At 64.6% G+C, this 25,383-nt stretch carries 31 protein-coding genes and 1 riboswitch; of the genes, 5 read left to right on the top strand and 26 right to left on the bottom strand.

The features are described 5' to 3' along the window. Window positions 1-60 precede the first annotated feature (60 nt). The 16 genes from ABNW52_RS05040 to ABNW52_RS04965 form a co-directional block, all read right to left on the bottom strand. On the bottom strand, window positions 61-999 hold the full coding sequence (locus ABNW52_RS05040; protein WP_349584877.1) for a sensor domain-containing diguanylate cyclase: 939 nt from the start codon (window positions 997-999) through the stop codon (window positions 61-63). A 242-nt stretch (window positions 1,000-1,241) separates the two neighbouring features. Then, window positions 1,242-1,571: a nucleotide pyrophosphohydrolase gene (locus ABNW52_RS05035; protein ID WP_349584874.1), complete on the bottom strand. Its 330-nt coding sequence runs from the start codon at window positions 1,569-1,571 to the stop codon at window positions 1,242-1,244. Between the two features lie 146 nt (window positions 1,572-1,717). Continuing rightward, window positions 1,718-2,326 carry a glutathione transferase GstA gene (gene gstA / locus ABNW52_RS05030; protein ID WP_349584871.1) on the bottom strand — a complete coding sequence of 203 codons (609 nt, stop codon included), beginning with the start codon at window positions 2,324-2,326 and terminating at the stop codon, window positions 1,718-1,720. A gap of 95 nt (window positions 2,327-2,421) precedes the next feature. Continuing rightward, a complete protein-coding gene (locus tag ABNW52_RS05025; protein ID WP_349584868.1) occupies window positions 2,422-2,709 on the bottom strand; it encodes a VF530 family protein in 288 nt (95 codons plus the stop codon). After that, window positions 2,706-3,104, bottom strand: a complete 399-nt coding sequence (locus tag ABNW52_RS05020) for a YkgJ family cysteine cluster protein (RefSeq protein ID WP_465270722.1) — start codon at window positions 3,102-3,104, stop codon at window positions 2,706-2,708. Before ABNW52_RS05020 ends, ABNW52_RS05025 begins: the two co-directional genes overlap by 4 nt. 113 nt (window positions 3,105-3,217) lie before the next feature. Further along, the gene (sodC, locus tag ABNW52_RS05015) at window positions 3,218-3,730 is read right to left on the bottom strand and encodes a superoxide dismutase [Cu-Zn] SodC (protein WP_349584863.1); all 513 of its coding nucleotides are present in this window, start codon (window positions 3,728-3,730) and stop codon (window positions 3,218-3,220) included. 101 nt (window positions 3,731-3,831) lie between these two features. Continuing rightward, entirely contained in the window at window positions 3,832-4,119 is a 288-nt protein-coding gene (locus ABNW52_RS05010; protein ID WP_349584860.1) for a hypothetical protein, read from the bottom strand. Window positions 4,120-4,122: 3 nt separating this feature from the next. Then, window positions 4,123-4,587, bottom strand: a complete 465-nt coding sequence (locus ABNW52_RS05005) for a DUF3291 domain-containing protein (protein ID WP_349584858.1) — start codon at window positions 4,585-4,587, stop codon at window positions 4,123-4,125. Window positions 4,588-4,730: 143 nt separating this feature from the next. Then, complete coding sequence (locus ABNW52_RS05000) at window positions 4,731-5,099, bottom strand: VOC family protein (protein WP_349584856.1); 369 nt, start codon at window positions 5,097-5,099, stop codon at window positions 4,731-4,733. A 147-nt stretch (window positions 5,100-5,246) separates the two neighbouring features. Continuing rightward, window positions 5,247-7,694: a DUF3141 domain-containing protein gene (locus ABNW52_RS04995; RefSeq protein WP_349584854.1), complete on the bottom strand. Its 2,448-nt coding sequence runs from the start codon at window positions 7,692-7,694 to the stop codon at window positions 5,247-5,249. Between the two features lie 170 nt (window positions 7,695-7,864). Continuing rightward, entirely contained in the window at window positions 7,865-8,230 is a 366-nt protein-coding gene (locus tag ABNW52_RS04990; protein WP_349584852.1) for a nuclear transport factor 2 family protein, read from the bottom strand. A gap of 32 nt (window positions 8,231-8,262) precedes the next feature. Continuing rightward, the gene (locus ABNW52_RS04985) at window positions 8,263-8,727 is read right to left on the bottom strand and encodes a DMT family transporter (protein ID WP_349584849.1); all 465 of its coding nucleotides are present in this window, start codon (window positions 8,725-8,727) and stop codon (window positions 8,263-8,265) included. A gap of 201 nt (window positions 8,728-8,928) precedes the next feature. Continuing rightward, on the bottom strand, window positions 8,929-9,429 hold the full coding sequence (locus ABNW52_RS04980) for a cupin domain-containing protein (protein ID WP_349584847.1): 501 nt from the start codon (window positions 9,427-9,429) through the stop codon (window positions 8,929-8,931). Between the two features lie 108 nt (window positions 9,430-9,537). After that, window positions 9,538-9,705, bottom strand: coding sequence for a hypothetical protein (locus ABNW52_RS04975; protein ID WP_349584844.1), 168 nt, complete (start codon window positions 9,703-9,705; stop codon window positions 9,538-9,540). Between the two features lie 60 nt (window positions 9,706-9,765). Next, complete coding sequence (locus ABNW52_RS04970; RefSeq protein ID WP_349584842.1) at window positions 9,766-10,257, bottom strand: L,D-transpeptidase family protein; 492 nt, start codon at window positions 10,255-10,257, stop codon at window positions 9,766-9,768. Between the two features lie 20 nt (window positions 10,258-10,277). Then, window positions 10,278-10,457 (bottom strand): hypothetical protein, encoded by a 180-nt coding sequence (locus ABNW52_RS04965; RefSeq protein ID WP_349584839.1) that lies wholly within the window; start codon window positions 10,455-10,457, stop codon window positions 10,278-10,280. 320 nt (window positions 10,458-10,777) lie between these two features. Between ABNW52_RS04965 and ABNW52_RS04960 the strand changes: the two genes are divergently transcribed. Continuing rightward, complete coding sequence (locus tag ABNW52_RS04960; RefSeq protein WP_349584836.1) at window positions 10,778-11,437, top strand: cupin domain-containing protein; 660 nt, start codon at window positions 10,778-10,780, stop codon at window positions 11,435-11,437. Between the two features lie 357 nt (window positions 11,438-11,794). On the opposite strand, the gene ABNW52_RS04955 is transcribed toward ABNW52_RS04960, so the two are convergent. The 5 genes from ABNW52_RS04955 to ABNW52_RS04935 form a co-directional block, all read right to left on the bottom strand. Further along, entirely contained in the window at window positions 11,795-12,256 is a 462-nt protein-coding gene (locus ABNW52_RS04955; RefSeq protein WP_349584834.1) for a DUF3806 domain-containing protein, read from the bottom strand. 228 nt (window positions 12,257-12,484) lie between these two features. After that, on the bottom strand, window positions 12,485-13,138 hold the full coding sequence (locus ABNW52_RS04950) for a CPBP family intramembrane glutamic endopeptidase (RefSeq protein WP_349584832.1): 654 nt from the start codon (window positions 13,136-13,138) through the stop codon (window positions 12,485-12,487). 149 nt (window positions 13,139-13,287) lie between these two features. Then, window positions 13,288-15,276 carry a peptidase U32 family protein gene (locus tag ABNW52_RS04945; RefSeq protein ID WP_349584830.1) on the bottom strand — a complete coding sequence of 663 codons (1,989 nt, stop codon included), beginning with the start codon at window positions 15,274-15,276 and terminating at the stop codon, window positions 13,288-13,290. Window positions 15,277-15,397: 121 nt separating this feature from the next. Next, window positions 15,398-15,712, bottom strand: coding sequence for a hypothetical protein (locus ABNW52_RS04940; RefSeq protein WP_349584827.1), 315 nt, complete (start codon window positions 15,710-15,712; stop codon window positions 15,398-15,400). Window positions 15,713-15,889: 177 nt separating this feature from the next. Further along, window positions 15,890-16,120, bottom strand: coding sequence for a DUF2789 domain-containing protein (locus ABNW52_RS04935; RefSeq protein ID WP_349584825.1), 231 nt, complete (start codon window positions 16,118-16,120; stop codon window positions 15,890-15,892). 117 nt (window positions 16,121-16,237) lie between these two features. Between ABNW52_RS04935 and ABNW52_RS04930 the strand changes: the two genes are divergently transcribed. Then, entirely contained in the window at window positions 16,238-16,582 is a 345-nt protein-coding gene (locus tag ABNW52_RS04930) for a hypothetical protein (RefSeq protein WP_349584822.1), read from the top strand. 148 nt (window positions 16,583-16,730) lie between these two features. Here the strand turns inward: ABNW52_RS04930 and ABNW52_RS04925 are convergent, their stop codons facing one another. The 5 genes from ABNW52_RS04925 to thiC form a co-directional block, all read right to left on the bottom strand. Next, a complete protein-coding gene (locus ABNW52_RS04925) occupies window positions 16,731-17,660 on the bottom strand; it encodes a sugar ABC transporter substrate-binding protein (protein WP_349584819.1) in 930 nt (309 codons plus the stop codon). 400 nt (window positions 17,661-18,060) lie between these two features. Further along, window positions 18,061-18,801: a sporulation protein gene (locus tag ABNW52_RS04920; RefSeq protein WP_349584817.1), complete on the bottom strand. Its 741-nt coding sequence runs from the start codon at window positions 18,799-18,801 to the stop codon at window positions 18,061-18,063. Window positions 18,802-18,975: 174 nt separating this feature from the next. Further along, window positions 18,976-19,986 (bottom strand): tetratricopeptide repeat protein, encoded by a 1,011-nt coding sequence (locus ABNW52_RS04915; protein ID WP_349584815.1) that lies wholly within the window; start codon window positions 19,984-19,986, stop codon window positions 18,976-18,978. Between the two features lie 51 nt (window positions 19,987-20,037). Next, the gene (locus ABNW52_RS04910) at window positions 20,038-21,069 is read right to left on the bottom strand and encodes a tetratricopeptide repeat protein (RefSeq protein ID WP_349584812.1); all 1,032 of its coding nucleotides are present in this window, start codon (window positions 21,067-21,069) and stop codon (window positions 20,038-20,040) included. Between the two features lie 175 nt (window positions 21,070-21,244). Next, window positions 21,245-23,149 (bottom strand): phosphomethylpyrimidine synthase ThiC, encoded by a 1,905-nt coding sequence (gene thiC, locus ABNW52_RS04905; RefSeq protein WP_349584809.1) that lies wholly within the window; start codon window positions 23,147-23,149, stop codon window positions 21,245-21,247. A 101-nt stretch (window positions 23,150-23,250) separates the two neighbouring features. Beyond that, window positions 23,251-23,391, bottom strand: a riboswitch (TPP riboswitch). A gap of 146 nt (window positions 23,392-23,537) precedes the next feature. Here thiC and ABNW52_RS04900 point away from each other — a divergent pair. The 3 genes from ABNW52_RS04900 (at window position 23,538) to ung (ending at window position 25,360) form a co-directional block, all read left to right on the top strand. Continuing rightward, complete coding sequence (locus ABNW52_RS04900; protein ID WP_349584807.1) at window positions 23,538-24,197, top strand: protein-L-isoaspartate O-methyltransferase family protein; 660 nt, start codon at window positions 23,538-23,540, stop codon at window positions 24,195-24,197. A gap of 2 nt (window positions 24,198-24,199) precedes the next feature. After that, window positions 24,200-24,526, top strand: a complete 327-nt coding sequence (locus ABNW52_RS04895) for a rhodanese-like domain-containing protein (protein ID WP_349584804.1) — start codon at window positions 24,200-24,202, stop codon at window positions 24,524-24,526. A gap of 120 nt (window positions 24,527-24,646) precedes the next feature. Then, the gene (ung, locus tag ABNW52_RS04890) at window positions 24,647-25,360 is read left to right on the top strand and encodes a uracil-DNA glycosylase (protein ID WP_349584801.1); all 714 of its coding nucleotides are present in this window, start codon (window positions 24,647-24,649) and stop codon (window positions 25,358-25,360) included. Window positions 25,361-25,383: the final 23 nt, after the last annotated feature.

The raw sequence follows: 25,383 nt of genomic DNA, 5'->3' as shown, positions 1-25,383 counted from the left end.
GACAAAAAACTGCGGCCAACCTGTTACCGGGTTGGCCGCTTTGTCGTGGGCTGGCGCGGGTTACAGCCGGATCAGCTCGCGGTCGTTGCCGCCACGGCGCTTGGCGCGATACATGGCGGCATCGGCCTGCTGCAGCAGCTCTGCCGGCATGGCGCTGCCGGTGTTGAACATGGCAATGCCGATCGACACTCCCAGCTGGTTGGGCGTTGGCAGCCCGTCCAGCGGCAGGCTCAGCGCGGCGATGATCTTGCTGGCCACCGCCCGTGCACCGCTGTCGTTGCTGTTTTCCAGCAGGATGGCGAACTCGTCGCCGCCCAGGCGCACCAGCAGGTCGCTGTTGCGCACCGCGCCGCGCAGCCGCTGCGCCACCAGGCTGAGTACGCGATCGCCGACCACGTGGCCGTGCCCATCGTTGATCGGTTTGAACTGGTCCAGGTCGGCGAACAGCAGTGCGTACGGGCGCGATACGCGGTCCTTGGCCAGTGTTTCCAGCTTCAGTTCCAGAAAGCGGCGGTTGGACAGATTGGTCAGCGGGTCGCGGTGCGCCAGCTCGGTCAGCTGGCCCTGCAGCAGCTGCAGTCGCTGCTCTTCCTGCTTGCGGGCGGTAACGTCGTGGTGGGTTTCCAGCAGCGCTTCCAGTTGGCCGTCTTCGCCAAACAGCGGCGCGGCGGTCACCTCGATAAAGCGCTCGTTGCCTTGCGCATCCCGGCGGTGGTGCTCCAGCGTCACCGGCTGGCCGCTGTCCCGGGCCAGCTGGAACGGACAGGGCTGTGCGCCGTGGCAGCGGCTGTCGCTGGCGAGGGTGTAGTGGTGGCAGCTGACATCCGCCGCCGGGTGGCCAAACTGGCGGCGGGCGGCGGCATTGGCGTACTCCACCTGGCCATCCGGGCGAAACAGCATCACCGGCTGCGGCAGGATGTCCAGGATCTGCTGCAGGCGGCGTGCCGCCGGGCTGTTGATTGCACCTGCGGGTGTCAGGGTGTACTCGGGATGCGTCATGGCTAGCGGGAAGTGCTTTAAAAATAAGATGTTAGCATTTGATGTCAAACCATGCGGCAAGCATTGCCAGCGCCGCTGGTTTTGGCGGTGAAAACTGTTTTCTGTTGAGTTATTTCAATAAATAAGCACAGCAAATGCGCCATGCGGTGGTCATTTCTGCAACAGCGCATGCTGCTGGGCTCACGGTGCCCGGCATTGTCGCGGTCGGTGACCCCGAGGCGGTGGTGTGACCTGCTGCCGGCTCAGCCCGGTGGCGGGTATTTCCGCGCGTTCTTGCGCAATTTGTCGCTGGCGGCGGTGTTGAGGTCCACCTGGCACACGTCGGCCAGTCGCACCAGGTACATCAGCACGTCGGCCAGCTCTTCCTGCAGATGGGTGAACTCCGCTGGGTTGGCCGCAATGGCGGCGGCTTCGGCATCGGTTTTCCACTGGAAAATCTCGGCCAGCTCGCCCACTTCGCCGGCCAGCGCCAGCATCAGGTTGCGCGGCGTGTGGTACGGCTGCCAATCGCGTGCCGCCGCAAAATCGCGCTGTGCGGCAATCAGCCCGTCGACGTCGACCAGTTTGCTCATGTCGTGCTCCCGCTTGGTGAAACGGCGATGCTGCCAGAAAGCACAACACCCCGCACGCGGCGGGGTGTTGCTTGTGTCCGCCGCCGGAATGGCGGGCGGCACGCGGTGCGCAGCCTGCCGCTAGCGGATGGGCCGCGCGTGGGCGCTCAGAGCAGCCCTTCTTCTTTCATCGCCTGTATCACCGCTGGGCGCTCGCCGATGCGGCCAACGTAGGCCTGCAGCACCGGCCAGGCATCCAGACTGCGACCGAGGATGCGCGCCCAGCCCAGGCAGGTGAACAGGTAGCCGTCGGCAACGCTGAAGCCGTCCGCCAGCAGGTAGTCCTGCGCGCTCAGCAGCTGGCTTAGCACGTTGAAGCGGGTGGACAGCTGCAGCCAGGCGGCGTCGCGCACCGCTTCGTCCTGGCTGCGGAACATCGGCGAAAAGCCCTTGTGCACTTCGGTGGAGATGAAATTGAGCATTTCCTGCAGCCGGTAGCGTGCCAGGGTGCCGTTGGCCGGCGCCAGCTTGCGCTCCGGCGCCTGGTCGGCGATGTACTGCACGATGGCCGGGCCTTCGGTGAGAATCTCGCCGTTAGCCAGCTGCAGTGCCGGTACGTAGCCCTTGGGGTTGATGGCGCGGAAATCGGCGCCGCTTTCGGTCAGGCGCGGCTCGGCGCGCAGGTTCACCTTCTCGAAGGTGTACGGCAGGCCGGATTCGGCCAGCGCGATATGGGGGGACAGCGAGCAGGCACCGGGGGAGAAATACAGCTTCATCGCGACTCCTAGCAAAAGTGGGCCTCCGGGGTGGAGGAACTCTGGCCAGATGGTGCCGTGTCATGCATTTTGCAAGATGGCCACCGGCGGTGGCGTCAGTCCACCGCCTTGCGTGCAAACAGCACCCGCGGCGCGGCGCTGCCGGGGTGGCGGCTGGCCGGCTTGGGGCGCACCAGCTGCAGGTACAGCGCCTCCACCTGTTCGCGCGCCCACGGCGTGCGGCGCAGAAAGGTGAGACTGGATTTGATGCTGGGTTCCCTGTTGAAGCAGCGGATCTTCACCAGCTGGCCCAGTTGCGGCCAACCATAGTGGCGCACCAGCTCGGTCAGCAGCGCTTCCAGCGTGATGCCATGCAGCGGGTTGTTGTTTTGCTTGTCGCTCATGCGGATACCTTGCGGCCATGTGCCGGGTTGCGGCGATAGGCGCAATAACCCGGGCGCGGGCCGATCTTGGGGTGGTTGCGGCAGGTGTTGGGGCGCTGTTCGTAGATGGTGCACAGCCGGCTCTTGGCATCCAGGTACAGGCAGTCGCCATTGGAACGCTGCGCCAGGGTAAACACCCCATGCTTGAAGTTGAAATGCTGGATGATGCGCTGTTTTTCCAGGCGTTTGGCGATGTTCTTCAGCGGCTCTTCCAGCTCGAACTCGTCCACCACGCCGATGCGCACCAGGTCCGGCAGCTTCACTTCCACCGGCATGGTGCAACAGGAGGCCATGCAGTCGCTGCACAGCCCGTTCTTGTATTTGATCCAGGTATCGAGGCGGTCGATATCGGCCACGGCTATCCCTAACGCATTGAATTGACAACAAAATCCGCCAAAAATGCGGCAGCCGCGCATTCTACGGGCTGCAGGCGGGCGAAGCAAGGCCGCCTGCAGCCGGTGGAACGGGGCTACTGGATCACGCCGCAGGCCACACGGGCGCCGCCGCCGCCCAGTGCCGCCGGGTGATCGGCATGATTGTCGCCACCGGCGTGAATCATCAGCGCGCGGCCCGGCAGGTCGCTGGCTTTCAGCCGCGGTGCCAGCACCGGCTGGCTGGCATTGCCGTCAGCATCCACATACAGCGGCGGCAGATCACCCAGGTGGCCATCGCCCCAAGGCGTGCCGTGCTTGTTGCTGGCAGCCGGGTCATAGTGGCCGCCGGCGGCCAGCGCGGCCACCGCCTTGCCATCGCGCAGCTGCGGTGCGCAGCTGGCGTTCTGGTGCAGGTGGAAGCCGTGCACGCCGGGCGGCAGGCCGTGCAATTGCGGGCTGAACACCAGCCCGTAACGGCTGTCGCTGATGGTGACCTGCCCCAGCAGGGCGCCGCTGCCGTTTTCGTCGACCAGCTGCATGCTGACTACGGAATCGGCGTGTGCGACGGCGGCCAGCGCCAGCAGGGACAGGGTGACAAGTGCTTTCATCGGTGGCTCCTGGTGAGTGGGCCGCATGCCGTGAGTGGCTGGTCCGGCCTATCCCGTTGTTGTAGACAGCGGCGGCGCGCTTGTCACATGGCAAATCGCCTTCAGCGGCGCAGGTGATACAGCCAGCCGGCCCCCCACAGCAGCAGCAGGCCGGGCCACCGCCACCACCACACCTTGCCGCGCTGCCAGCTCAGGCCGGCACCCAGCAGCACGGCCAGCAGCCAGCACAGCCACAGCACGCCGATGCCGATGCAGCCGAAGTTTTCGCAGTACAGCTGCCGGATCCACAGCGGCGCCAGCCAGGCGGTCAGCGAGCTCAGCAGCGTCAGCAACTGCAGCAGGTGATAGCCGACCCCGGCGGGGATGGGCGGCGGCAGCGGCGCAGGCATGGCTTAGCCGGGCTGCGGGCTGGTGGCCGGCGCCGGGAATGGCCGCGCATAACTGAACGCCGCCGCAGTGGGGCCATCGCGCCGCAACAGCGCCAGCTTGTCGGCGGCCTCCTGCAGGCTGGGGATGTGCCCGGCCGGCACCCACCACAGCACGCTGGCGGCCTCGGCCATGCGGCCGAACCACTCGCGGCGGCGGCGGAAAAACTCGACGTGCTCGCTGCGATAGACGAAGTCGCCCAGCGCTTCCAGGCTGTGCCACAGTGACATGTTGACGATCACCTCGTCGCCGAACGGCCGCAGCGCGGTGGCGTCGCCGGCCTCGTCCTGCAGCCGCCACACGAAGCCGGGGGCGGCTTCGCCCAGGCCGTTGATGTGCTGCAGGTTGCCGACGAAGTCGGCCAGTTGCGGCGAATCCAGCGGTGCCAGCAAGGTGGCGATATTGAGTTGGGCAAGCTGATAGGCGGACATGACGGTTTCCGTGGTGGTGGTGGTGGTGGCTACCCAGCATAACTGGCGATGACATACGCAAAAAACAAGCGGCCAACCTGGCGACAAGGTTGGCCGCATGCCGGTGCGGCAGCACCGCCGCTGCAGTCGGGTGGTGCCTGCGGCTACGGCATGGAGTGCAGGCCGAAGCAGTTGCCGTCCGGGTCCAGCCCCAGCGCGATGAAACCGTACTCGCCGATGGCCATCTTGGGCTGCAGCAACTTGCCGCCGGCGGCTTCGATGCGCCCGGCCTGCTCGGCACAGTCGCTGCAGCTGAAGTACACCAGCACGCTGTTGCCGCCAGACGGCTGGCCGTCGCGTTGAACCAGCGCGCCGGAGGCGCCCTTGCCGTCCGGCTGCATCGGGAAGGTCCACATTTGCATGCCGGGGAATTCCAGCTGCTCCAGCGGCAGTTGCAGTACCGCCTGATAGAAGCTCACCGCACGCGCCATGTCCTGCACGTGGATTTCAAACCAGCCTACCGGGTTGTTCATGATTGCCTCCTGTCTGTGGTCCGGCGTGGTGCCGGGAGAAGACTTCAGCATAGAGGCTGGTAGCGGTTTGGCGATTGAAAAATACTGATGCTGCAACTGCTTGCGACCAAGCGATCAGGCTTGGCCGCAAGCGTTGCGCGATGCGGATTAATCCGTGTCCGGCGCCGTCGGCTTGCGGCGGCGGCCGGGGCGCGGGCTGTTGGCATCGGCAGTACTGGCCGGGGCGGCGTTACGCGTGCCGGCCGGTTTGGCCGCACTCGCCTTGCTGGCGCTGGGGGTACGCTTGGCTGCCGGCTGGCGCGCGGTGTTGGCGGTGGCTGTAGTCGCCTGCGGGGCGGCTGGCGGCGTGCTGCTGGCGCTGGCCGCGGCTGCCGGGGGCACCGCCTCGGTCGCGGTTGTGTCCGGCGTGGCATCCGGTGTGGGGGCTGCGGCCAACGTTGGCCGCGGGCTGGGGCCGCTCAGCTGCAGCGCGGCGGCGACACGGGCCAGCCGCGCCTGTTTTTCCTCGCTGATCTGGCCGGCAATGCCCAGCAGATGCCAGGCCAGGTCCAGCGCCTGTTGCCGTTGCTGCGGCTCGGTGAGCAGGCTGCCCAGCGTGTCCAGCGCGTGATCCGGGTTGTTGCGTACCAGCCAGGTCTGGCGGCGGATGCTGTCCTTCAGCGCCGGCAGCGCCACGCCCTCGCCCAGCGGCGTTTCCGTCATCAGCCGGCGGATGGCGTTGAACGGGCGCACGTCCACTACACCGGTGCCGATGGCGGTGTACACCAGCAGCCGCAGCAGGCCGTCGAACGGCGTGCCGGCGGTGTAGTGCTGTTCCAGCTCGGCGCGTTTCAGGCGCAGCATCTCTTCGCGTTCCCAGCGCCCAGACTGCGCCTCGCGTTGCCAGCTGTCGGCCGGCGGCAGGCCGACGGCGGCGCGCAGCCACGGTGCGCCGTACAGCAGCTGGAAGGTCTGCTCGCAGCAGCGGTCGCGCCAGTCGCCCCACTGTTCCAGCATGCTGGCCAGCAGCTGGCTGCCCTGCTGCTGCCATTGCCAGAACGGGTTGTCGGCCGCCACCGGCTGGCGTTGCTGGCGTACCTGCGCCGCGGCGCGCGGGAGCCAGGCCAGCCACGGGTTGTAGCTGGACAGCCACAACCGCTCCTGCCGCGCCGGGTGCAGCACGCGCAGCGCCTCGGCCTGCGCCGGTTTGATCAGCGCACGCAGCCACGGCGATACGAAGCTGTCGTACAGCTGCTGGTTTATCTCGGCCACGCGGCGCACCACCTCGAACGCCAGCTCGTCGTCGCGGCCGTCGTCCAGCGCGGCGATGTCGGCAATGTCGCGTGGCTCGAAGCGCACCAGGTAACGGCCCTGCAGGTAGTCCTGGCCCGGCGTTTCCGGGTGGGTGTCGGTGATCACCGCCTCGTACAGCCCCGGCGGCAGCACGTCGATCAGGTCCAGCGCGCTGGCCAGCTCGCTGTGCTCGCGGTTGGCCACGCCGGCGGAGACGAAGATGCCCAGGTGCCCCACCTGCTCGTGCAGGCAGTAGACGATGGTCTGCTCGTTGGCGCGGATCTCGTCGCTGCTGTGGTACAGGTCGATGATCCAGTTCAGCGCCTGTTGCGGCGGGGTGATGTTGTCGCCCCAGCTGGCGAACACGATGATCGGCGAGCGGATGTTGCGCAGGTCGACGCGGGCATTGCCGCGCGCCAGCTCGATGTCGCCGGCGGCCAGGTGGTTGCCGACAAACAGGTTCTGCGTGATCCACTCCATCTCCTGCTTGCCGAGCATGAAATGGCCGCCCCACCAGCGCTCGAACTCCAGGAAGCGCTCGCGCTCCTCGTCCACATTGGCATACAGCCGGTACGGCTTTTTCCACAGCGTGTTGGCCGGGTCCAGGTTCTCGAAATTGCTGACCAGATGCGCGCCGTCGAACAGGCCGCCGCCCAGGTCGCCGGCCAGCGAGGCGCTCCAGGTGCCGCCGGTCAGCCCGCCGCTGTAGCGCAGCGGGTGCTTGCCCTGCACCCCGGACCAGTACGCCAGCGGCGAACCGGCCAGCAGGATGGGGCCAACCTTGTCCGGCGCGGTGGCCGCCAGCAGCGCCAGCGCCCAGCCGCCCTGGCAGTTGCCGATCACGAACGGTTTGCCGCTGTGGCCGTGGTGCAGGCTGTTGATGCGCTCCAGAAACGCTTGCTCCGCCTGCAGCACGCATTCGATGGTCTGCCCCGGCTCCGGCTGCGGAAAAAACATCACGAAGTAGCACGGGTGGCCCTGGCGCAGTGCAATGCCGATCTCGCTGTCCATCTTGAAGCCGCCGATGCCGGGGCCGTGGCCGGCGCGCGGGTCGATCACCACGAAGGGGCGCTTGGCCGGATCGGTGGCCGGGCTGCCGGCCGGCGGCTGGATGGCCGCCAGTGCGTAGTTCACCGGCTGCGGCAGCTTGCGGCCGTCCAGGATGATGCTGTAGTCGAAGGCCAGCACCGGCGGCTTGCCGTCGGCGTGGTGCTTCAGGTACACGTCGCCGCGCTCGCGCAGCACGTCCAGGGTCAGGATGCTGCGTTGCCAGGCATCGGCGACATAGGCGTTCAGGTCGTGGAACAGGGTTGCGCTGGGCATGGCTGGCTCCGGGGACAGTTTTTACCAGCATAGCCATAACTTTGTTGCGGTGCAGCTAAGGTGCGCGGCAAAAATGTATCCGCAGGTGCTTGGCCGCCAGTGCGCAAGCGTTGCGGCCAACTTGGGCGTGGCGGCGTGTTGTGTGCGGCGCAACAATTTGCCGCTGCAGCTCAGTAACGCTGCATCGGTACTGCACGTGGCGGCGGGCTGTAGTCCTCCGGCCACCAGTCGTCGATGCGCCATACCAGGCCGTCTTTCAGGGTAAAGAAAGCGATGCCGGTGAGTGTTTGCTGTTCCACGTGAAACGCAGTGGTGGTGACGGCCTGCTCGCCGTCCAGCAGCAGGCGGGTGATTTCCAGCGTCCAGTTACCTGGATAGCTGGCATAGAATGCTAGCAGCGCCTCGGCGCCGCACAGCAGCTCGCGCGTTTGCGGCACGCGGTATTCCACTTGCGGGTGCAAGGTGGTGGCGAAGGTGGCCCAGTCGCGGGCATTGGCGGCCTGCCAATGCAGGGTCAGCAGCTCTCGTGCGTTCATTGACGTGCTCCAGGGTTGGCCGCAAGCCGTGCTCAGGCACGGCCGATCTTGTCGCCCAGGTTCACCAGCAGCACGCCGGCAATCACCAGCAGCGCACCCAGCAGACGCCAGCTGTTGATTTCCTTCAGCGGCATGCCCAGCCAGCCGTAGCGGTCGAACAGCAGCGACGCGCATACCTGGCCGGCGATGATCAGCGACAGCATCACCGCCACCCCCAGCCGCGGCGCCAGCAAGGTGGTGCCGAACACGAACAGCGCGCCCAGCACGCCGCCGGTCAGCATCCACCATTCCGCCTTCGGCAATGCGGCCAACCCTACCCAGCGCTGGCCGGTCAGCAACGCGGCAATGGCCAGGGTGACCGAGCCCACCAGAAAGGACACCAGCGCCGCCATGATCGGACTGCCGCCGATCAGCGCCTTCAGCTGGTTATTGATGGCTGCCTGCAGCGGCACCACGATGCCGATGACAAAGGCCAGCGGCAGAAACAATGCGTTCATGGGGAAATCCAGTGAGTGGGAGCGGCGATGATCCTGCCAACGCCGATGGCATGCAAGCAACGCTGTGTTCCGCACCGCCTGCGCGTGCCCAGCGGCTGGCACGCCAGCGCCAGAGCAGGCGCAAACCGGCACGCGGCATTAACGGTGTGGTGGCGGCGCAGGCAGGCGTTGCATTCGGCGTTGTCGCGCGTGAACCGGCGCTCAGTCCTGGCTGCCGGCCTGGCCGTCCCAGTAGTCCATGGTGGCCTTGCCGTCGAAGCCCTGCCCCAGGCTGCGCACGCCGACGCGGCCGCTTTCCGGGTACACCACCACCTCGTTGGGATTGCGCTCGCCGATGATCAGGTAGCGGCACGGCGCCGCGCTGTGGTTGAACAGCGCATGCCCCACCTGCTGTCCGGCGGGAAAGCACACGTAATCGCCGACCTGCATGCGGTAGCGCTGCTCGCCCAGCAGCAGCGTCAGCTCGCCATCCAGAATCAGCAGGTGCTCTTCTTCCTGCATGTGGTAATGCAGCGGACAGGATTGTTTACCGGGTGCCAGTACCTCGCGGCTGACGCCGACATGCTGCGCGCCGCCAAACGCGCCCAGTTGTTGATAACTTAGGCCGAAGCGGCTGCCCTGTTGATAACTGTCCCACGGCACGCTGTCGGCGGGAAACGGCTCGACAGCGCCATCGGCATTGCGGCTGGTTTGCTGATCCATCTGGCTGGCTCCGGGTGGTGATCGGCACAATCTGGCGTCACCCGCCGCGGTGGTCAACGCCTCCTGCCGTAATGGCCAGTAGTGGTTGGCCGCCGCAACTGGCGCCGGCTACTGTGCGGCGGAACTGTCCAGCTGCTGGCGCTGCGTCGCGCCGTACTGGTCTACCTGCTGCTGTACCGCCTTGGCCTTGTCCAGCTCCTGGCGCTGGCTTTCCGCGATCTTGCCGCTGGGGCCGCAGCCAGCCAGCAGCAGGCTGATGAGGAGGATGATGCGCATGGTGCTCTCCGGTGGGGGTGATGCCTGCGTTGTAGGCCAAGTGATGCCGTGAGGAAAGCGTCACGGCCGGATCACGATGGGCGTGCCGGGGGCCACCGCCTGCCACACCTGCTGCATGTCGGCGTTGCGCAGCGCGATGCAGCCATTGGTCCAGTTGACACGCTGGGTAAGCGCCGCCGCCCAGCCAAAGCCGTTGCGCTGGCCGTGAATCATCACCTGGCCGCCGGGCGACACGCCGCGCGCGGCAGCTGCGGCGCGGTCGGCAGCGTTGGGGTAGGAAATGTGGATCGCCTTGTAATAGCCGCTGTCGGCCTTTTTGTCGTCCAGCAGATAGCGGCCTTCCGGCGTGCGCCCGTCCCCTTCCTGCTGCTTGTGGCCTTGCGGCTGGCCGCCAAATGCCACCGGAAACGCCGCCAGCAAGCGCTGGCCCTGATACAGGTAAAGCCGCTGCGCGCGCTTGTCCACCAGCACCAGGTCGGCCTGCGGCAAGGCAGTTGCGGCAGCGGTAAACAGCAGCGCGGCCAGGCCGCCAGTGAGGATGGTGCGATGCATGATGTTTCCTCTTTTGCAGGTCAAACCGCCACGGCGTTGGCCGCAGGCGGCGGCAGCGGCTGGCTGTAGCCCACAGGAGCATCCAGCCCGAACAGCCACACGATCAGCATCAGCAGCAGCATGATCAGCAACATCGCCAGCGGCCAGCGCGTGGCCGGGTCGTGCCACAGGCGGGCCAGTAAGCGGCGTAATGGCAGCATGTTGCAGAACTCCGTATTCAGTAGTCAGGGGCCTGCCCACGAGAGCATGCGCAATTATTCGTTTCGCATTGCGTGATGGCAAGCGTTGCGCATGGCTGCAGCCCCGGCCGGCAAGGTGGTAGGGCGCCTCGAAAAACCCGGATTTCCAATCGAGATAATGCGGCGAGACAAGGCGCGAACGAAAAATTTCGACGCAGCATATATTTGATATGTAAGGAGAAATTTTCCGTGAGCAACGCAGTATCGCGACGAAAGCTGGAGTTTTTCGAGGTGTCCGGTATTGTTTGCGCCTTGGCCATGGGTTGGCCGCAGGAGAACGCATGCTGATACGCGCCGACATGACGCAACGCGCGCTGGTGCTGCCCGGCGATTACCAGTTCGTGGCCTCACCGCTGCCGGGCGTGCAGCGCATGATGCTGGATCGTGTCGGTGGCGAAGTGGCGCGCGCCACCAGCATTGTCGATTACGCCCCAGGCGCCCGTTTTGATGCCCACCTGCATGATGGTGGCGAGGAAATCCTGGTGCTGTCCGGCGAGTTTGCCGACGAGCACGGCGTGTACCCGTCCGGCAGCTACCTGCGCAACCCGCCGGGCAGCCGCCACGCACCGTTTTCCACTGGCGGCTGCCGCCTGCTGGTCAAGCTGCGCCAGTTCGCGGCGGACGATAGCACCACGGTGCGCATCGACACTGCCACGGCAAGCTGGCGGCCGGGGCTGGTGCCCGGTCTGCAGGTGTTGCCGCTGCATCAGCATGGCGCGGAACACACCGCGCTGGTGCGCTGGGCACCCGGTACCGTGTTCAAGCCGCACAGCCACCCGGGTGGCGAAGAAATCCTGGTACTGCAAGGCGTGCTGTGCGACGACAGCGGCTGCTACCCGGCGGGCAGCTGGCTGCGCAACCCGTGCGGCAGCCAGCACACGCCATATACCGGCACCGAGGGCGCGTTGATTTATGTAAAAGTGGGCCACCTGGCACTGTAAGCCGGGCACCCCGCCCGCGCGGTCAACCCAGCCGGTAGCTCAGGCCGGCGGTCAGCACGGTAGGTTGGGTTGAGCGTAGCGAAGCCCAACATTCGCGGAGTCGTCGAGCAGGTGACGCCCTGCCTGTTCGACGTAGTCATTTCTCCCATGGCTGCGCTCAGTGGTTGACGAGTCCCAGTCCCAAAAGGTTGGCCGCAAACCCGTTACAGCGTGCGGCCAACCTTTTGAATTCATTGTACGGAAGACGTTGGGCTTCGCTGCGCTCAACCCAAGCTACGCTGCTCTTGATGCTGCTCATTTGGCAAGCTCCTCACTTCCACATGCGCGATGTGCATTAATGGCGGTGTGCGGCCTGGTTTATTGCAGCGCCTGGATGCGGTGCCTGGCGTGATCTGCGATGCCCTCGTACAGTGCGAATACATCGACGGTTTCGCCGCGTTCGATGCGTTTGGCGATCATGGTGAGCGGAAACAGCAGGATTGGTGAATCCCGGTACTGCAGGGCCGGATCGCGGCCATATTCATCGCTGACCATCACCCATTTGAAACCCATCTCCTGCACGAAAACATCGCCCAACACCACGCCCAAGGCCTGCAGCTCATATGTCTGTTCGGGGCGGAATCGCCGCGCTTCCAGCAAGGCGCGCAAGGTGCCGAGCTTGCCGACAGTTGTAGGGTATTTGTCCTGCAGGTCGCGCGGAGACAGGAAGTGCCGGATCAGCTGGCGCTGTGCATCAAGTGCGGCGATATCCTGCTTGCCCAGTGGTGAAATTTCCTGTGCAGCCACCATCTGGCAGCCAAGTAACAGTAGCAGCAGCAATAATCGGCGCATGCGGCACCTTCTTTGATGAGTGGGGTTTATCGGCTCAGTGAATGTCGATGGTATGGCTATGGGCGTTGCCGGCAACACATTTTTTCTCTTCCCCGAGTCCGGGCTGCGCACCGAGCTTGAGTATGGTCAGCACCTTGCAGGAGTTGTCGTCCGTTCCGAGGGTTTTGGGGGCCAGATAATCTAACCTGCTGGCCGATGTGTTCCTTGCCTCCCGCTTCAGCCCTTGTAAAAGTAAGGCACGATATCCCACAGGATATGGGCAAGCACCGGGGGCCATAACGTCCGTTTCCATAGATAGGCAAGGGTGAGTGTCAACCCGAAGGTGAGTACCCATACCACGCCCAGCGGCCCTTGATAGAGGTGATAAAGCATGCGCACCAGCAGCGATACGCCAAGCGCCAGCGACGGGCCGTGATGGCGCAGGCCGCGCGCCAGCACGCCAAGCAGGAATACTTCTTCGAAGGTGCCGTTGACCATGGCAAAACACACGATGGACACAAGCGACAGCTCACCAAAGGAGAAGCGGCTCATACCGTGCAGGCCGGTAATGTGTGTAAGACTCGCGGCTCCCGACGTTGCCATCCCGCTGGCCAGCCAGGCAACTACCGCCAGCAGCAATCCGGCCAGTGTGCTGCGCCAGCTTGGCCGCGGGTAAAGGTGGGTAATGTCAAAGTCCTGCGAACGCAGATAGAGCAAGGCGGTGGCGGCAAGTATCAGCTCGATGAAGATCATGGCGGCATTGCCGTCATTCGTGAGCGTAATCACCGGAAACCCGGCGCTGACGATCTGCAGTGAGGTGAGTATCGGCAGGCCAAAGCAGATCAGGCTGATGGTGGTGGCCTGGGGAGCGGAGAGGCTGAATTTGTTCATGAGCAGCGTTGTATCGATAACGTGTCGGTGCTGGTAGTGGCGACAATACGGCTACCATTATGACAAAAGGGCAAGCCGTATGGCTTGCCCTTGTGGTTTGCTGCAGAGAGAGCACATGCGGCCAACGTTGGCCGCATCCTGCCGCTAGCTCATGAAGCGGGACGCTGCTTGAAGAAGGTGATCGGTGCGCTGGCCGGGATGTCGCTCGGTGGCGCCGATTTCAGGATGTGCTTCTTCATCTTGCCCATCACGTGCATTTCGCACGGGCGGCATTCGAACTTCAGGGTGTAGGTCTCGTCGCCGGATTTCAGCACCATCGGGTCGGCGCGTACCTGGCCCATCACCCCCTTCACGCCCTTGGCCTGCTTGGGGCACAGGTTGTAGGAGAAGCGCAGGCAGTGCTTGGTGATCATCAGACTCACCTCGCCCTCTTCCTGATGCGCCTCGTACGCCGGCTCGATCACCTCTACGCCGTGCTTTTTGTAGAAGTCCCACGCCAGCGCGTTGTACACATTGGCCAGGTAGCTCAGGTTCTGTTCGGGGAAGCGTGGTGCCGGCAGTAGCTCGGCCTTGCGCTGCGGCCGCACCCAGGCGGCGACGCGGGCGGCTTCCAGTTGTTCTACCGCCTCGCGGCGCAGGCCGTTGATCACCGAAGCCGGCACGAACCATGGCTGGGCCAGCTGCAACGCCACGTCGTGCGCGGTAAACATGGTGTTGCCGAGCTTGGCCACCGCCTCGCGCAGGCTGCTCTCGGCGCGGGCGGCATCCTTGGCCGGCTCCAGCGCAAGGTTGGCCGCAACGCTGGCGCTGCAGCCGTCGGCGTCGGTGAGGGTCAGCGTCAGGCCGTCAGCGGTATCGGCCAGGGTGGCCCACACGCCGACGCGGCGCTCGGCGGATTTTTTCAGCAGCGCCAGCTCCCAGGCGTGGTCGCGGTTGCGGCTGATGTCGGTGCCGGGTTTGAGGCCAGCCAGCAGCGCCGGGTCGTTCGGCTGGCAGCGCCACAGCAGCAGGCCGCCGGGCGCCTTGCCGATCTGCTTCACGGTGTTGAGCTGCATGCCCACCACGTCGCGCTTCTTCATGAAGTTGATGCCATCGCCGTTGCTCATCTGCTCGCTGGTGGCGATTTCCAGCCAGCCCTCGCCTACCTGGTGCACGGTACCCAGCTGTACGCCGACGAACTTGGGCGAATCGAAGGCGCCGATGTCCTGTTTGCGGCCGGTGGCAAAGTAGTCGGTGGCGCCGCGGTGGAAGGTCTTGTCCGGGTCGGGGGTAAAGAAGATTTCGCTGCTGCCGCTGGCGGCCGGCGCCAGCTCCGGGCGGCGCTCGAAGATTTCGTCCAGCAGCAGGCGGTAGTGGGCGGTGATGTTCTTCACATAGCTCACGTCCTTGTAGCGGCCCTCGATCTTCAGCGAGCGCACGCCGGCGTCCAGCAGTGCTTCCAGGTTGTTGCTCTGGTTGTTGTCCTTCATCGACAGCAGGTGCTTGTCGAACGCCACCACGCCGCCCTTTTCGTCGGTCAGCGTGTACGGCAGGCGACAGGCCTGCGAGCAGTCGCCGCGGTTGGCGCTGCGGCCGGTGTCGGCATGGCTGATGTAGCACTGGCCGGAGAACGCCACGCACAGCGCGCCGTGGATGAAGTATTCGATGGCGGCCGGGTCCGGACCTTCGGCCACGGTCTGCGCGATCTTGGCGATCTGCGGGATGGTCAGCTCGCGCGCCAGCACGATCTGGCTGAAGCCGGCATCGGACAGGAAGCGCGCCTTGTCGGCATCGCGGATGTCGCACTGGGTGGAGGCGTGCAGCTGGATCGGCGGCAGGTCCAGCTGCAGGATGCCCATATCCTGCACGATCAGCGCATCGACGCCGGCATCGTACAGTTGCCAGATCAGCGTGCGCGCGGCGTCCAGCTCGGCGTCGTGCAGGATGGTGTTCAGTGTGGTGAAGATGCGCGCGTGATAGCGATGGGCAAACTGCACCAGGGACGCAATGTCTTCCACGCTGTTGCAGGCGTTGTGGCGCGCGCCAAAGCTGGGGCCGCCGATATACACCGCGTCGGCGCCGTGCAGGATGGCTTCGCGGCCGATGTCGGCGTTCTTGGCGGGGGATAGCAGCTCAACCTGGTGCGGCAACAGACTCATGAATACTTCCTGCGGTGGGTGGGGTGAAGGGGCGGAAGTATAGCGGAATCAGTAGCTTAGGTGTAGCCACCCGCAGCGCTGCCGTGAGCGCCGGCAGTGTGCGGGCGCGGCATGGCGGCGATCAGCCCAGCAGGCGGAAGATTTCCCAGTGCTGGGTGCCGGAAACCACGTGCGGTTCCAGCTGCTTGCTCCACGCCGCGTGCGAATCCAGGCTGGCAAGCTTGGCCCAGGCGGTTTCCAGCTCGGCCAGGCTGGCGACGGCGATTTCGGACTGGATGGTGGACTCTTTGGCGCCGATCGAGCCGGTGAGCAGGCGGGTATTGGCTTCGGTCCAGCCGATCTGCGAGCCGATCTCCCGCAGCCAGTGGTGCATCTGGTCGAGCACCTCTGCCTTGTGACCAAAGCGGGCCTCGATACTCCAGCGGGCAATGAACATGATGGCTACTCCTGTCAGACAGGGCATGCCGAACGCGTGCGGCCAACGGTTGCCGCTGCAGCGCGGGGCCGGGGTGGCCGTGTTGCAAGGCAGCCGGGCCGGCGCCCGCCGCATGGTGGACGCGCATGCCCAGATGGGTGTAACCCAGCATAGACCATGGCCGTGCCGGCGGCAGCGCTAGCCGGTGAGCAGATTGGCCAGCGCGTCCACCGCCTCGGCCCACTCCGCGTCGTCGTCCAGCGACTGCTTCAGGAACGCCGCCTGCGAGCTGCTCCAGAACGGGGCTTCTTCGATATTGGTTTCGGGGTCCAGCGGGTGGCTGGCGATAAAGGCGCGGATAGCGTGGGCATCTGCCGGCAGGCCCAGTTGCTTGAACAGGCCCGGCAGATCGTGATGGCTGGTATCCATGTGGCGCTCCTGTTGGCGGGGGTGTCCTGTCCAGCATAGACGGCGATGGAACTTGCTGCGGGGCAATTGCTCTAGCGTTGATTGACCCGAATCTGGCCACCGGCCCGGAGACATCGCATGTATCGAATTGCCCCGCTGATTGCCGCTGTCATGGTGCTGAGCGCCTGCAGCCCGGAGCAAACCGCCCAGTTACAGCAGCAGGCGTCGGCCGCCATTGGCAGCGTGCACCAGGTGGTGCAGGACAGCAGTGCGCCGCTGGCCGAGCTGAAGCAGCAAGCCAGTGCCGCCATCGGCAGCACCGACAAACTCAAGCACCAGGCCAGCGCCGCCATCGGCGTGGCCAAGCGCGTGGGTGCGGCGGAGGCCATCCTCGACCCGGAGCTGGGGCAGCAGATCGACGCTGCCAAGCAGCAGGTGGATGCCGTCAAACAGGCGGCCGATGCCGTCACCGGTAAGCCGTAACGCCGCGGCCAACGTTGGCCGCGGCACGCGCTGGCGCCGCGCTTGCCCAGCGCACAAATGGTGGCTGGTGGCCCGGACGGTGGCATGAAAAAACGGCTGGCCGGCACGATGCCAGCCAGCCGCCGTCACGCCCGCCTGCGGCGCGCGCTCAGTTTTTCTGCGCGTACTTGCTCATATTGGCCGGGGTCACCAGCTCGAACGGAATCCACACCTGCGACGGCACTTTCTTGCCGCGCGCCAGATCTACCGCCGCCCTCACCCCGCCGCCGCCTTGCCCCAGCGCGTCCTGGAATACTGTCACCTTCAGGTCGCCCGCCTTCATCGCCGCCAGCGCGTCATGGGTGGCGTCGATGCCGGCGACGATCATCTTGCTGTTCATCTTGCCGGCGGCTTTCAGCGACTGGATGGCGCCGATGGCCATTTCGTCGTTGTTGGAGATCACGGCATCGAACTTCATGCCGGTGGTCAGCCAGTTGTTCATCAGGTCGGCGGCCTGGGTTCGGCTCCAGGTGGCGGCCTGTTCCGCCACGATGCGCATGCCGTTGCACGGCGGTTTGGCAATCACCTCTTTCACGTCGCGCGTGCGCTGCAGCGCCGACTCATTCGCCAGATCGCCGACGATCAGCAGAAAATCGCCCTTGCCCTTCATCAGGCGGCACACTTCGCGGGCCTGCATGGTGCCGGATTCTTTTTCATTGGAGCCGACGAAGGTCACGCGCGGCGGTAGCGCCTTGTCACCGGGCGGGTGGTTCACGTAGATCAGCGGAATACCGGCCTGGGTTACCAGCTTGGTGATCTTGGGGGTTGCCTGCGAATCGACCGCCACCACGATGATGGCGTCCACCTTCTGCGCGATGAAGTTCTGGATCTGGCTGAGCTGGCGGCCGATGTCGTCCTGCGCATCCTCGAACTGGACTTTCACGCCGGGCATCTTGGCCGCCTGCTGCTGCATGCCGGCCCGCACGCGGGTGAGCCACGGGTTGGAGTTGGCGATGGTGGCGCCGATTTTTTCGGCCAGTGCCAGCGGGCTGGCCAGGCTGGCGGCCAACGTTATGGCAATTGCGGATTGTTTCAACATGCATTGTCTCCTGGTCATGGCCGCCGGTAGCAAGGCACCGGAGGCAAATTTATTTCCACAAGTTAACAATTGCGGAAATAAATTTCCAGAAGACTTTTTGCCGTCACCCCAATTCCCGTCAGTTGCCGGCCTATGATGGCACTCGGGCACCGCGGTTGGCGGAGCGGCGTCGTGGCATGGCCGGTATGTCGCCGCGGAAACCGGGCCATGCCTCGACTGGTGCGACTGCCCGCCCGCCGGGCAAGGCGTACGGGGAGTGGACAACTGCTGGGTGTTGCCGCGGTTGGCCGCTCGCCGCCGACACGGCGGACGGCCGCGCGTGGCCCCGCGCTGGCCGCTGCCGGCGGCTGGGCGTGAGCGAATGGGGCGTGCGGCTAGCGCGGCGGTGTCGCGGTCAGGACTACAGCGGCAGCCGCTGGCGCAGCTCGACGGCCCAGTCGCGGCTGGCAAAATCGGCGCCCATCACCAGTGCCTGGTAGCTGTCGCTGCCAAAGCGCGCATCCACCTCGATCAGCACATGGGTGTCGCTGCCGTGCGGGATGAAGGTCAGCTCGATCTCCTGGAGGCGGAAGTTGCCGCCGCGCGGGCGCAGCTCGAACTCCTGGTAGCAGCCCAGCGTGCTCACCACATTGCCGACGCGGGCGGTACCCACCTCCACATCAGTGCTGGACAGCGCCCAGCCCAGCTGGTCGAAGGCGCTCAGCAGCGCGGCTACCGGCGGCGGCGGCAGGATTTCCAGCAGGTCGCGGTCGCTGGCATCGCGCGCGGCGTCGATGGCCAGATCGGTGTGAATCCACACCGGCAGCGGCCGGCCGTAGTGCGCCAGTGCATTGATCGGCGTTTCCGCCGGCAGGTTGATCTGGAACGGCAGCTCGCGGCTTTCGCCGGCGCGGATGGTAAAGCGCTCCGCCACCCGTACCGCGCCCAGCGGTAACGCGCCGCGCGCCTCGTGGTCACCGGATTCCTGCTCCGCTTCCACCATCAGCACCAGCTCGATCTTCTCGATGTCCTGATCGGCTCCGCCGCCGTGCACCACGACGCGGCCGCGCAGCAGCTCGCCCGGGTACAGCCGCGGGTTGTCCAGTTGGGTATCGACACGGGCGCCACCGACGCCAATGGAGGCCAGCAGTTTCTTGAACATTTTTGTATCCGTATGTGTTGAATCGGCAGAGGCAGCAGACTGTAGTCGTGGCGGCAAGTTCCGGCAAGGTGGCACGCCGTTGGCCGCATGCCCGCTGCGGCGCTTGTAACGGTGAGTAGAACAGTTCGGCCTGTAGGCCCCGTACAAGGAGCATGGCTCTGCCAGGGCGCGGCGCTATTTGATGGCGTCGAACAGGCGCTCGGATTCGGCAATCATGCTTGCACCCTGCTCCTGTTTGCCATTCTTCTTGTACAGCCACCCCAGGCTGTTGAGGGTGACCGCATAGGCGTAATGCTGCGTGCCTACGCTGGAGGCAAAGGCATCCAGTGCTTGCCGGTAATAACCTTCTGCCACATCGACATGGTGCAGATAGTGATGGGCATCGCCCAGTTCGCGCAGCACGATGGCCTTGTGCACCCGGTCGCTGTTCAGGTTGTTCTGCTCCCCGCTCAGTACCTCCTCCAGTAGCGGGATGGCACGGGGGTACTGTTTGCTATCGATGTAGCTGCCGGCAAGACGCGCTTTCGACACCCGGATCGACGGGTGGTCGGCCGGCATAATCTGTTGCTTGATGGCGAGGGCTTGCTCCAGATAGCGCTCGGCGGAAACCCAGTCCCGCTTGCGGTTATACAGCGTGCCCAGATTGTGCAGGCTTTCGGCCACCTCCTTGCTGTTTTCTCCGGCAAGGGTCTTGCGCATGGCCAATGCCTGTTCGTGCAGCCGGATGGCCTCGCCATAGTTACCGGTGTATTGGCGCAGCAGGGCCAGATTGTTCATCGATTCGGCAACCAGCAGATGTTGCGTGCCCAGTAGCTGTGTGCGCAGTGCGAGGGCTTGCGTGCCAACGGGCTCTGCTTCCTTGAAGCGGCTGCTCTCGCGCAGGAACTGGAACCATGCGTCCAGCAGATCGGCATACAGCAACGTGTCAGCGGGTACGGCTTGCGGGCCGTAAAGCAGAGATTGCAGCAACACGCCTGCTTCCTGATAGTGGTCCTTCTGTAGCCAGCTGCGGGCAAGGTCCCGCTGCGCCTGCCAGCGGGCAGGCTGGTCGGTGGCGCTGGCAAGCGCCGCTTCTGCCAGTTGGGTGGCCTGCTGGTAATTGCCCTGTCGCAGCAGATCATCGACACCATTGGCATGGCAGGCAATGGCGAAGAGCAGGGGGAGGACGGGACGGAAAATGTGCATATGGGCAGCCCTGGATGATGTGCTTGCTGCCGGAAGTAATCCGGCGTGCCGTCAGTTCTGGTTTTCCGCGGCATCCATGATGCGCTGGCCTTCGGTGATCAGTTGCTGGCCTTCGCTGCTATGGAGGTTTGTTTTCAGCAGCCATCCCAGATTGTTCATGGTCTGGCCTACTGCGTAATGTTTTGCTCCCAGTGCCTGCGGCAGTACTACCAGGGCCTGGCGGTAGTACTGTTCCGCTTCCATGGCCTTACCCTGGTCCTGAAGGCAGTCGGCGATGGCGCGTAAGGTTCTGCCCGTCTGGTCAAGCGAGTCTTCGCCATTCCGTTGTGTCATGGCCAAGGTTGCCTGTAATTGCGCCATGGCTTCGTCGAAGCGCTTTTGCTTGCGGTACAGCCAGCCCAGCATGCGCATGCTGCGAGTCAGACTGGGGTGATCAGGGCGCAAGACATGCTGCTTGATGCGGATGGCTTCGATCATCATGGGTTCGGCCTGTTGGTACTGGCCGGGAGCCATGTGATTGAAGCTCAGGTTGTACAGGCTTTCTGCCACAGGGAAACTGTCATGCCCTGCCAGTTGCTCGCGTATTTCCAGTGCTTGTTTCAGCAGCTTCTCGCTTTCAGACATCTGGTCTTGCATGCCCAGTGCAACCCCTAGGTCATTCAGTGTCTGGGCAACGTCCAGATGTTGTGCCCCCAGATGCTGCTGACGTATGGACAGTATGCGGCGGTAGAGCTTTGCGGCCGCTTTGGACTGCTGCCGGTCCAGATACACGCCAGCCAGACCTTCCTGCACTTCTGCCTCGATCAGGCTACTAGGGGGAACCTGGCGGCTGTCCTGCAACAAGGCCTTGAATATGAGCTCCGCCTGGTCTGCTTGATGGCGTTCCATCATGGCGTTCGCCAGGTCGATTTGTGCACGCAATCTGCCTGCCGAGTCATCCGCGGGTAGTTGCTGCAGTGCCTGCCGGGCCTGTTGCATTGCTTGCAGGTAATAACCGTCCTGCAGCAATTGCTTGGTTTCCGTCGCGAGTGCAGGGAGCGCCAGTGGCAAGTACAGCAGCAGTCCGAAGAGTGCTTTTTTCATGGCATGACCTTGTCTTGTAGGGAGGCCATGGTGCCGCAAATTATGCCAATGGGGAACAGCGGTGGCTGACGGATCGCGGAATGTCGCGGTGTGGAGGCGGCTGTGTCTGTCTTGAAAAAAGGTTGGCCGCATCGCTGCGGCCAACCTTTATCGTTTCACGGGAAGCAGTGCCTAGTTACACCTTGTCGTATAGCTTGCCGCCGCCCTGCACGAACTCGATCGATTTCACTTCCATGCCCTTCTGCAGCGCATCCTGCTCGCTGATGCCCTGTTTGGCGGCGAATTCGCGCACGTCCTGGGTGATCTTCATCGAGCAGAAGTGTGGGCCGCACATCGAGCAGAAGTGTGCCACCTTGGCGCTGTCTTTCGGCAGCGTTTCGTCGTGGAATTCGCGTGCCTTGTCCGGATCGAGGCCGAGGTTGAACTGGTCTTCCCAGCGGAACTCGAAACGTGCCTTGGACAGCGCGTTGTCGCGGATCTGCGCGCCCGGATGGCCCTTGGCCAGGTCGGCGGCGTGGGCGGCCAGCTTGTAGGTGATGATGCCTTCCTTCACGTCGTTCTTGTTCGGCAGGCCGAGGTGTTCCTTCTGCGTCACGTAGCACAGCATGGCGGTGCCGTACCAGCCGATCTGCGCGGCACCGATGGCCGAAGTAATGTGGTCGTAGCCCGGCGCGATGTCGGTGGTCAGCGGCCCCAGCGTGTAGAACGGCGCCTCGTGGCACCACTCCAGCTCCTTGTCCATGTTCTCCTTGATCAGCTGCATCGGCACGTGGCCGGGGCCTTCGATCATCACCTGCACGTCGTGTTGCCACGCGATCTGCGTCAGTTCGCCCAGTGTCTTCAGCTCGCCCAGCTGCGCCGCGTCGTTGGCGTCCCAGGCAGAGCCTGGACGCAGGCCGTCGCCCAGCGAGAAGGCCACGTCGTAGGCCTTCATGATGTCGCAGATGTCCTCGAAGTGGGTGTACAGGAAGTTTTCCTGGTGATGCGCCAGACACCACTTGGCCATGATCGAGCCGCCGCGCGACACGATGCCGGTCATACGGCCGGCGGTCAGCGGCACGTACTGCAGGCGCACGCCGGCGTGGATGGTGAAGTAATCCACGCCCTGCTCTGCCTGCTCGATCAGGGTGTCCTTGAAGATTTCCCAGGTCAGGTCTTCGGCCTTGCCGTTGACCTTTTCCAGCGCCTGATAGATGGGCACGGTGCCGATCGGTACCGGCGAATTGCGCAGGATCCACTCGCGGGTTTCGTGGATGTTCTTGCCGGTGGACAGGTCCATGATGGTGTCGGCGCCCCAGCGGATGCCCCAGGTCATCTTGTCCACTTCTTCGCTGATCGACGACGTTACCGCGCTGTTACCGATGTTACCGTTGATTTTTACCAGGAAATTGCGGCCGATGATCATCGGCTCGGATTCCGGGTGGTTGATGTTGTTGGGGATGATGGCGCGACCGGCGGCGATTTCCTGACGCACGAATTCCGGGGTGATGGTGTCCGGCAGGTTGGCGCCGAAGCTGTGGCCGGGGTGCTGGCGCGTCATCAGCTCCAGCAGGCGGCTGTTGCCGGTGGCCTTGAGCGATTCGACATAGGCCTGGCGGTTGAGGTTTTCGCGGATGGCGACGTATTCCATCTCCGGGGTGATGATGCCCTGCCGTGCGTAGTGCATCTGGCTGACGTTGCGGCCAACCTTGGCGCGGCGCGGCTTGCGGGTCAGGTTGAAGCGCAGCTCGGCGAGCTTGGGGTCGGCTTCGCGCTGGCGGCCGTAGTCGCTGGACAGTCCAGCCAGCAGCTCGGTGTCGTCACGCTCGGCGATCCATGCCGCGCGCAGCGGGGCAAGGCCGTTCTGGATATTGATGCTGACGGCGGGGTCGCTGTACGGGCCGCTGCAGTCGTAGACGTAGATCGGTGGGTTCTGCTCGCCGCCGAACTGGGTCGGGGTGTCGGCCTGGCTGATCTCGCGCATCGGCACGCGGATGTCCGGGCGGCTGCCTTCGACATAAATCTTGCGGGAATTGGGTAGCGGCTGGATGGCGGCGGAATCCACCACCATTTGCTGGTTCAGTTTGGCAGGCGCGTTCATCGGGGGTTCTCCAGTGCGATGAAACGGCGCAAGGAGCGGCCCGGAATGCCCGGCTGCAGGTTGGCCGCAGACCGGTGCGGGAACGCATGACGATGTGCGGTGTCTGGCAGATTACGCTTCCCTACGCCGGTATTATCCGGGTCAGGTTCGAAGGGTGACTCTCACCCGCCAACCTGCCAGTGTCGTTTGCGCACAACGCTGTGGCATCCTTCACGGCAGGGGCAGGACCCCTAGCGATGCTGTGAAGGTAAGTTAATTGTGGGATAATCGCAAGTTAGGTTGCGCCCGCATCTGGCGTTGGTCGCCTGCGAAAACCGCATGAAATCAAGCGTTAATGCCGTTTTCAGAGTCGTCCTTTCATTAGTCTTGAATCCCTCGGAGTTTCCGAATGAATTTCGAACAAGCCCGTTTCAACATGGTTGAGCAGCAGATCCGTCCGTGGGATGTGCTCGACACCTCCATTCTTGATTTGCTGTTCCACGTGAAACGCGAAGATTTCGTGCCAGAAGACAAGCGCACGCTGGCGTTTGCCGACGTGCAACTGCCGCTGGAAAACGGCTGCACCATGCTGGAGCCGAAAGTGGAAGCCCGCCTGGTGCAGGACCTGCAGGTGAAGTCCACTGACAAGGTGTTGGAAGTGGGCACCGGCAGTGGCTACCTGACCGCGCTGCTGGCTGCCGTCAGCCAGCACGTGTACAGCGTGGACCTGGATGCCGAGCAATCGCAGCGTGCTGCGGCCAACCTCAAGACCGCCGGCATCCGCAACGTGACCCTGTCGGTCGGCAACGGTATCGACGGTCTGGCCTCGCAGGCGCCGTTCGACGTGATCTGCGTCGGCGGCTCGGTGCCGGTGGTGCCGGAAGCGCTGAAGTCGCAGCTGGCCATCGGCGGCCGTCTGGCGGTGATCGCCGGCGACGCCCCGGTGATGATCGCCAAGGTGATCACCCGTGTGTCGGAAAACGCGTATCAGGAAAGCGTGAGCTTCGACACCAACATTGCCCGCCTGCAGCAACTGGACGCCATCGAGCCGTCCCGTTTCAGCTTCTGAGCATGATCGGCGAAATCACTGCCCGCGATCTGGCGGCCTGGCTGGCGGACGAATCCCGCGTCAAGCCACTGCTGCTGGATGTGCGCGAGGACTGGGAATACAAGCTGTGCCATATCGACGGCTCGCAGCAGATGGTGATGAACCTGGTGCCGCTGCGGCACAACGAGCTGCCGGACGATGTGCCCATCGTCACCATCTGCCACCACGGCGTGCGTAGTTTCCAGGTCGGCCTGTATCTGCAGAACGCCGGCTTTGAAAACGTGCTGAGCCTGCGGGGCGGCGTGGATGCCTGGGCCAACGATGTCGACCCGGCGATGGCGCGCTACTAGCTCGCCGCGGGTATGCGTAAAGCCGTTCCAGACCTGGAGCGGCTTTTTTATTGTCACCACCGCAACCCGCCACCGCCGTCGATGCGGGCGGTGCGTTCGGTGGCTTGTGTAGCGATGACCATGACTTTTCTGTCCCCTGCAATCGAAACCCTGCCCGCCGCCTGGCGCGAGCTGCTGTCCACCCCGACGCTGGCGACGCAACTGCAGGCTATCGATACCCGCCTGGCCGCCCGCGCCGCCGCCGGCGTGGCGATCTACCCGCCGCGCGAGCTGATCTTCAATGCCTTGCATCACGTGGCGCCGCAGGATGTGCGGGTGGTGATCCTGGGGCAGGACCCGTACCATGGCGCCGGCGAGGCGATGGGGCTGAGCTTTTCGGTGCCGGCCGGGATGAAGATTCCGCCCAGCCTGCGCAATATGTACAAGGAGCTGGCCAGCGACCTCGGCATCGCCCCGGCCGTCAGCGGCGACCTGTCGCACTGGGCGGCACAGGGCGTGCTGCTGCTCAACACCTCGCTGACGGTAGAGGCCGACAGCGCCGGCAGCCACGGCAAGATCGGCTGGCAGGCGGTGACCGATGCGCTGATCGACGCGGTGAGTGCGGCCAACCCCGGCTGCGTGTTCCTGCTGTGGGGCAACTGGGCGCAAAGCAAGGCCGAGCGCATCGACGCGCAGCGCCACGCGGTGCTGAAGGCGGCACACCCGTCACCGCTGTCCGCCAGCCGCGGCTTCTTTGGCTGCCGCCATTTCTCGCAGGCCAATCAATGGCTGGCCGCCCGCGGCCGCGGCGAGATCGCCTGGGGCGCGCCGGCGGCGCAGGACAGCCTGTTCTAGTCTCCGGCCCGGCGCTGCCGCCA

It is taken from the genome of Vogesella oryzagri, assembly GCF_040148885.1.
Taxonomy (GTDB): domain Bacteria; phylum Pseudomonadota; class Gammaproteobacteria; order Burkholderiales; family Chromobacteriaceae; genus Vogesella; species Vogesella oryzagri.
Note: the sequence above shows the minus strand (reverse complement) of the source record. Positions and strands in the feature narration are given on the sequence as shown.

What these genes read in the sequence shown, in the direction of transcription:
- ABNW52_RS04945 (WP_349584830.1), bottom strand. Translation starts at nt 15,276, where the DNA reads ATGAGTCTGTTGCCGCACCAGGTTGAGCTGCTATCCCCCGCCAAGAAC.
- gstA (WP_349584871.1), bottom strand. Translation starts at nt 2,326, where the DNA reads ATGAAGCTGTATTTCTCCCCCGGTGCCTGCTCGCTGTCCCCCCATATC.
- ABNW52_RS05040 (WP_349584877.1), bottom strand. Translation starts at nt 999, where the DNA reads ATGACGCATCCCGAGTACACCCTGACACCCGCAGGTGCAATCAACAGC.
- ABNW52_RS04910 (WP_349584812.1), bottom strand. Translation starts at nt 21,069, where the DNA reads ATGAAAAAAGCACTCTTCGGACTGCTGCTGTACTTGCCACTGGCGCTC.
- ABNW52_RS04970 (WP_349584842.1), bottom strand. Translation starts at nt 10,257, where the DNA reads ATGCATCGCACCATCCTCACTGGCGGCCTGGCCGCGCTGCTGTTTACC.
- ABNW52_RS04935 (WP_349584825.1), bottom strand. Translation starts at nt 16,120, where the DNA reads ATGGATACCAGCCATCACGATCTGCCGGGCCTGTTCAAGCAACTGGGC.
- ABNW52_RS04915 (WP_349584815.1), bottom strand. Translation starts at nt 19,986, where the DNA reads ATGCACATTTTCCGTCCCGTCCTCCCCCTGCTCTTCGCCATTGCCTGC.
- ABNW52_RS04960 (WP_349584836.1), top strand. Translation starts at nt 10,778, where the DNA reads ATGCTGATACGCGCCGACATGACGCAACGCGCGCTGGTGCTGCCCGGC.
- ABNW52_RS05000 (WP_349584856.1), bottom strand. Translation starts at nt 5,099, where the DNA reads ATGAACAACCCGGTAGGCTGGTTTGAAATCCACGTGCAGGACATGGCG.
- ABNW52_RS04965 (WP_349584839.1), bottom strand. Translation starts at nt 10,457, where the DNA reads ATGCTGCCATTACGCCGCTTACTGGCCCGCCTGTGGCACGACCCGGCC.
- ABNW52_RS04930 (WP_349584822.1), top strand. Translation starts at nt 16,238, where the DNA reads ATGTATCGAATTGCCCCGCTGATTGCCGCTGTCATGGTGCTGAGCGCC.
- ABNW52_RS04980 (WP_349584847.1), bottom strand. Translation starts at nt 9,429, where the DNA reads ATGGATCAGCAAACCAGCCGCAATGCCGATGGCGCTGTCGAGCCGTTT.
- ABNW52_RS04895 (WP_349584804.1), top strand. Translation starts at nt 24,200, where the DNA reads ATGATCGGCGAAATCACTGCCCGCGATCTGGCGGCCTGGCTGGCGGAC.
- ABNW52_RS05035 (WP_349584874.1), bottom strand. Translation starts at nt 1,571, where the DNA reads ATGAGCAAACTGGTCGACGTCGACGGGCTGATTGCCGCACAGCGCGAT.
- ABNW52_RS05010 (WP_349584860.1), bottom strand. Translation starts at nt 4,119, where the DNA reads ATGCCTGCGCCGCTGCCGCCGCCCATCCCCGCCGGGGTCGGCTATCAC.
- ABNW52_RS04990 (WP_349584852.1), bottom strand. Translation starts at nt 8,230, where the DNA reads ATGAACGCACGAGAGCTGCTGACCCTGCATTGGCAGGCCGCCAATGCC.
- ung (WP_349584801.1), top strand. Translation starts at nt 24,647, where the DNA reads ATGACTTTTCTGTCCCCTGCAATCGAAACCCTGCCCGCCGCCTGGCGC.
- ABNW52_RS05005 (WP_349584858.1), bottom strand. Translation starts at nt 4,587, where the DNA reads ATGTCCGCCTATCAGCTTGCCCAACTCAATATCGCCACCTTGCTGGCA.
- thiC (WP_349584809.1), bottom strand. Translation starts at nt 23,149, where the DNA reads ATGAACGCGCCTGCCAAACTGAACCAGCAAATGGTGGTGGATTCCGCC.
- sodC (WP_349584863.1), bottom strand. Translation starts at nt 3,730, where the DNA reads ATGAAAGCACTTGTCACCCTGTCCCTGCTGGCGCTGGCCGCCGTCGCA.
- ABNW52_RS04925 (WP_349584819.1), bottom strand. Translation starts at nt 17,660, where the DNA reads ATGTTGAAACAATCCGCAATTGCCATAACGTTGGCCGCCAGCCTGGCC.
- ABNW52_RS05025 (WP_349584868.1), bottom strand. Translation starts at nt 2,709, where the DNA reads ATGAGCGACAAGCAAAACAACAACCCGCTGCATGGCATCACGCTGGAA.
- ABNW52_RS04975 (WP_349584844.1), bottom strand. Translation starts at nt 9,705, where the DNA reads ATGCGCATCATCCTCCTCATCAGCCTGCTGCTGGCTGGCTGCGGCCCC.
- ABNW52_RS04900 (WP_349584807.1), top strand. Translation starts at nt 23,538, where the DNA reads ATGAATTTCGAACAAGCCCGTTTCAACATGGTTGAGCAGCAGATCCGT.
- ABNW52_RS04920 (WP_349584817.1), bottom strand. Translation starts at nt 18,801, where the DNA reads ATGTTCAAGAAACTGCTGGCCTCCATTGGCGTCGGTGGCGCCCGTGTC.
- ABNW52_RS04940 (WP_349584827.1), bottom strand. Translation starts at nt 15,712, where the DNA reads ATGTTCATTGCCCGCTGGAGTATCGAGGCCCGCTTTGGTCACAAGGCA.
- ABNW52_RS04995 (WP_349584854.1), bottom strand. Translation starts at nt 7,694, where the DNA reads ATGCCCAGCGCAACCCTGTTCCACGACCTGAACGCCTATGTCGCCGAT.
- ABNW52_RS04950 (WP_349584832.1), bottom strand. Translation starts at nt 13,138, where the DNA reads ATGAACAAATTCAGCCTCTCCGCTCCCCAGGCCACCACCATCAGCCTG.
- ABNW52_RS04985 (WP_349584849.1), bottom strand. Translation starts at nt 8,727, where the DNA reads ATGAACGCATTGTTTCTGCCGCTGGCCTTTGTCATCGGCATCGTGGTG.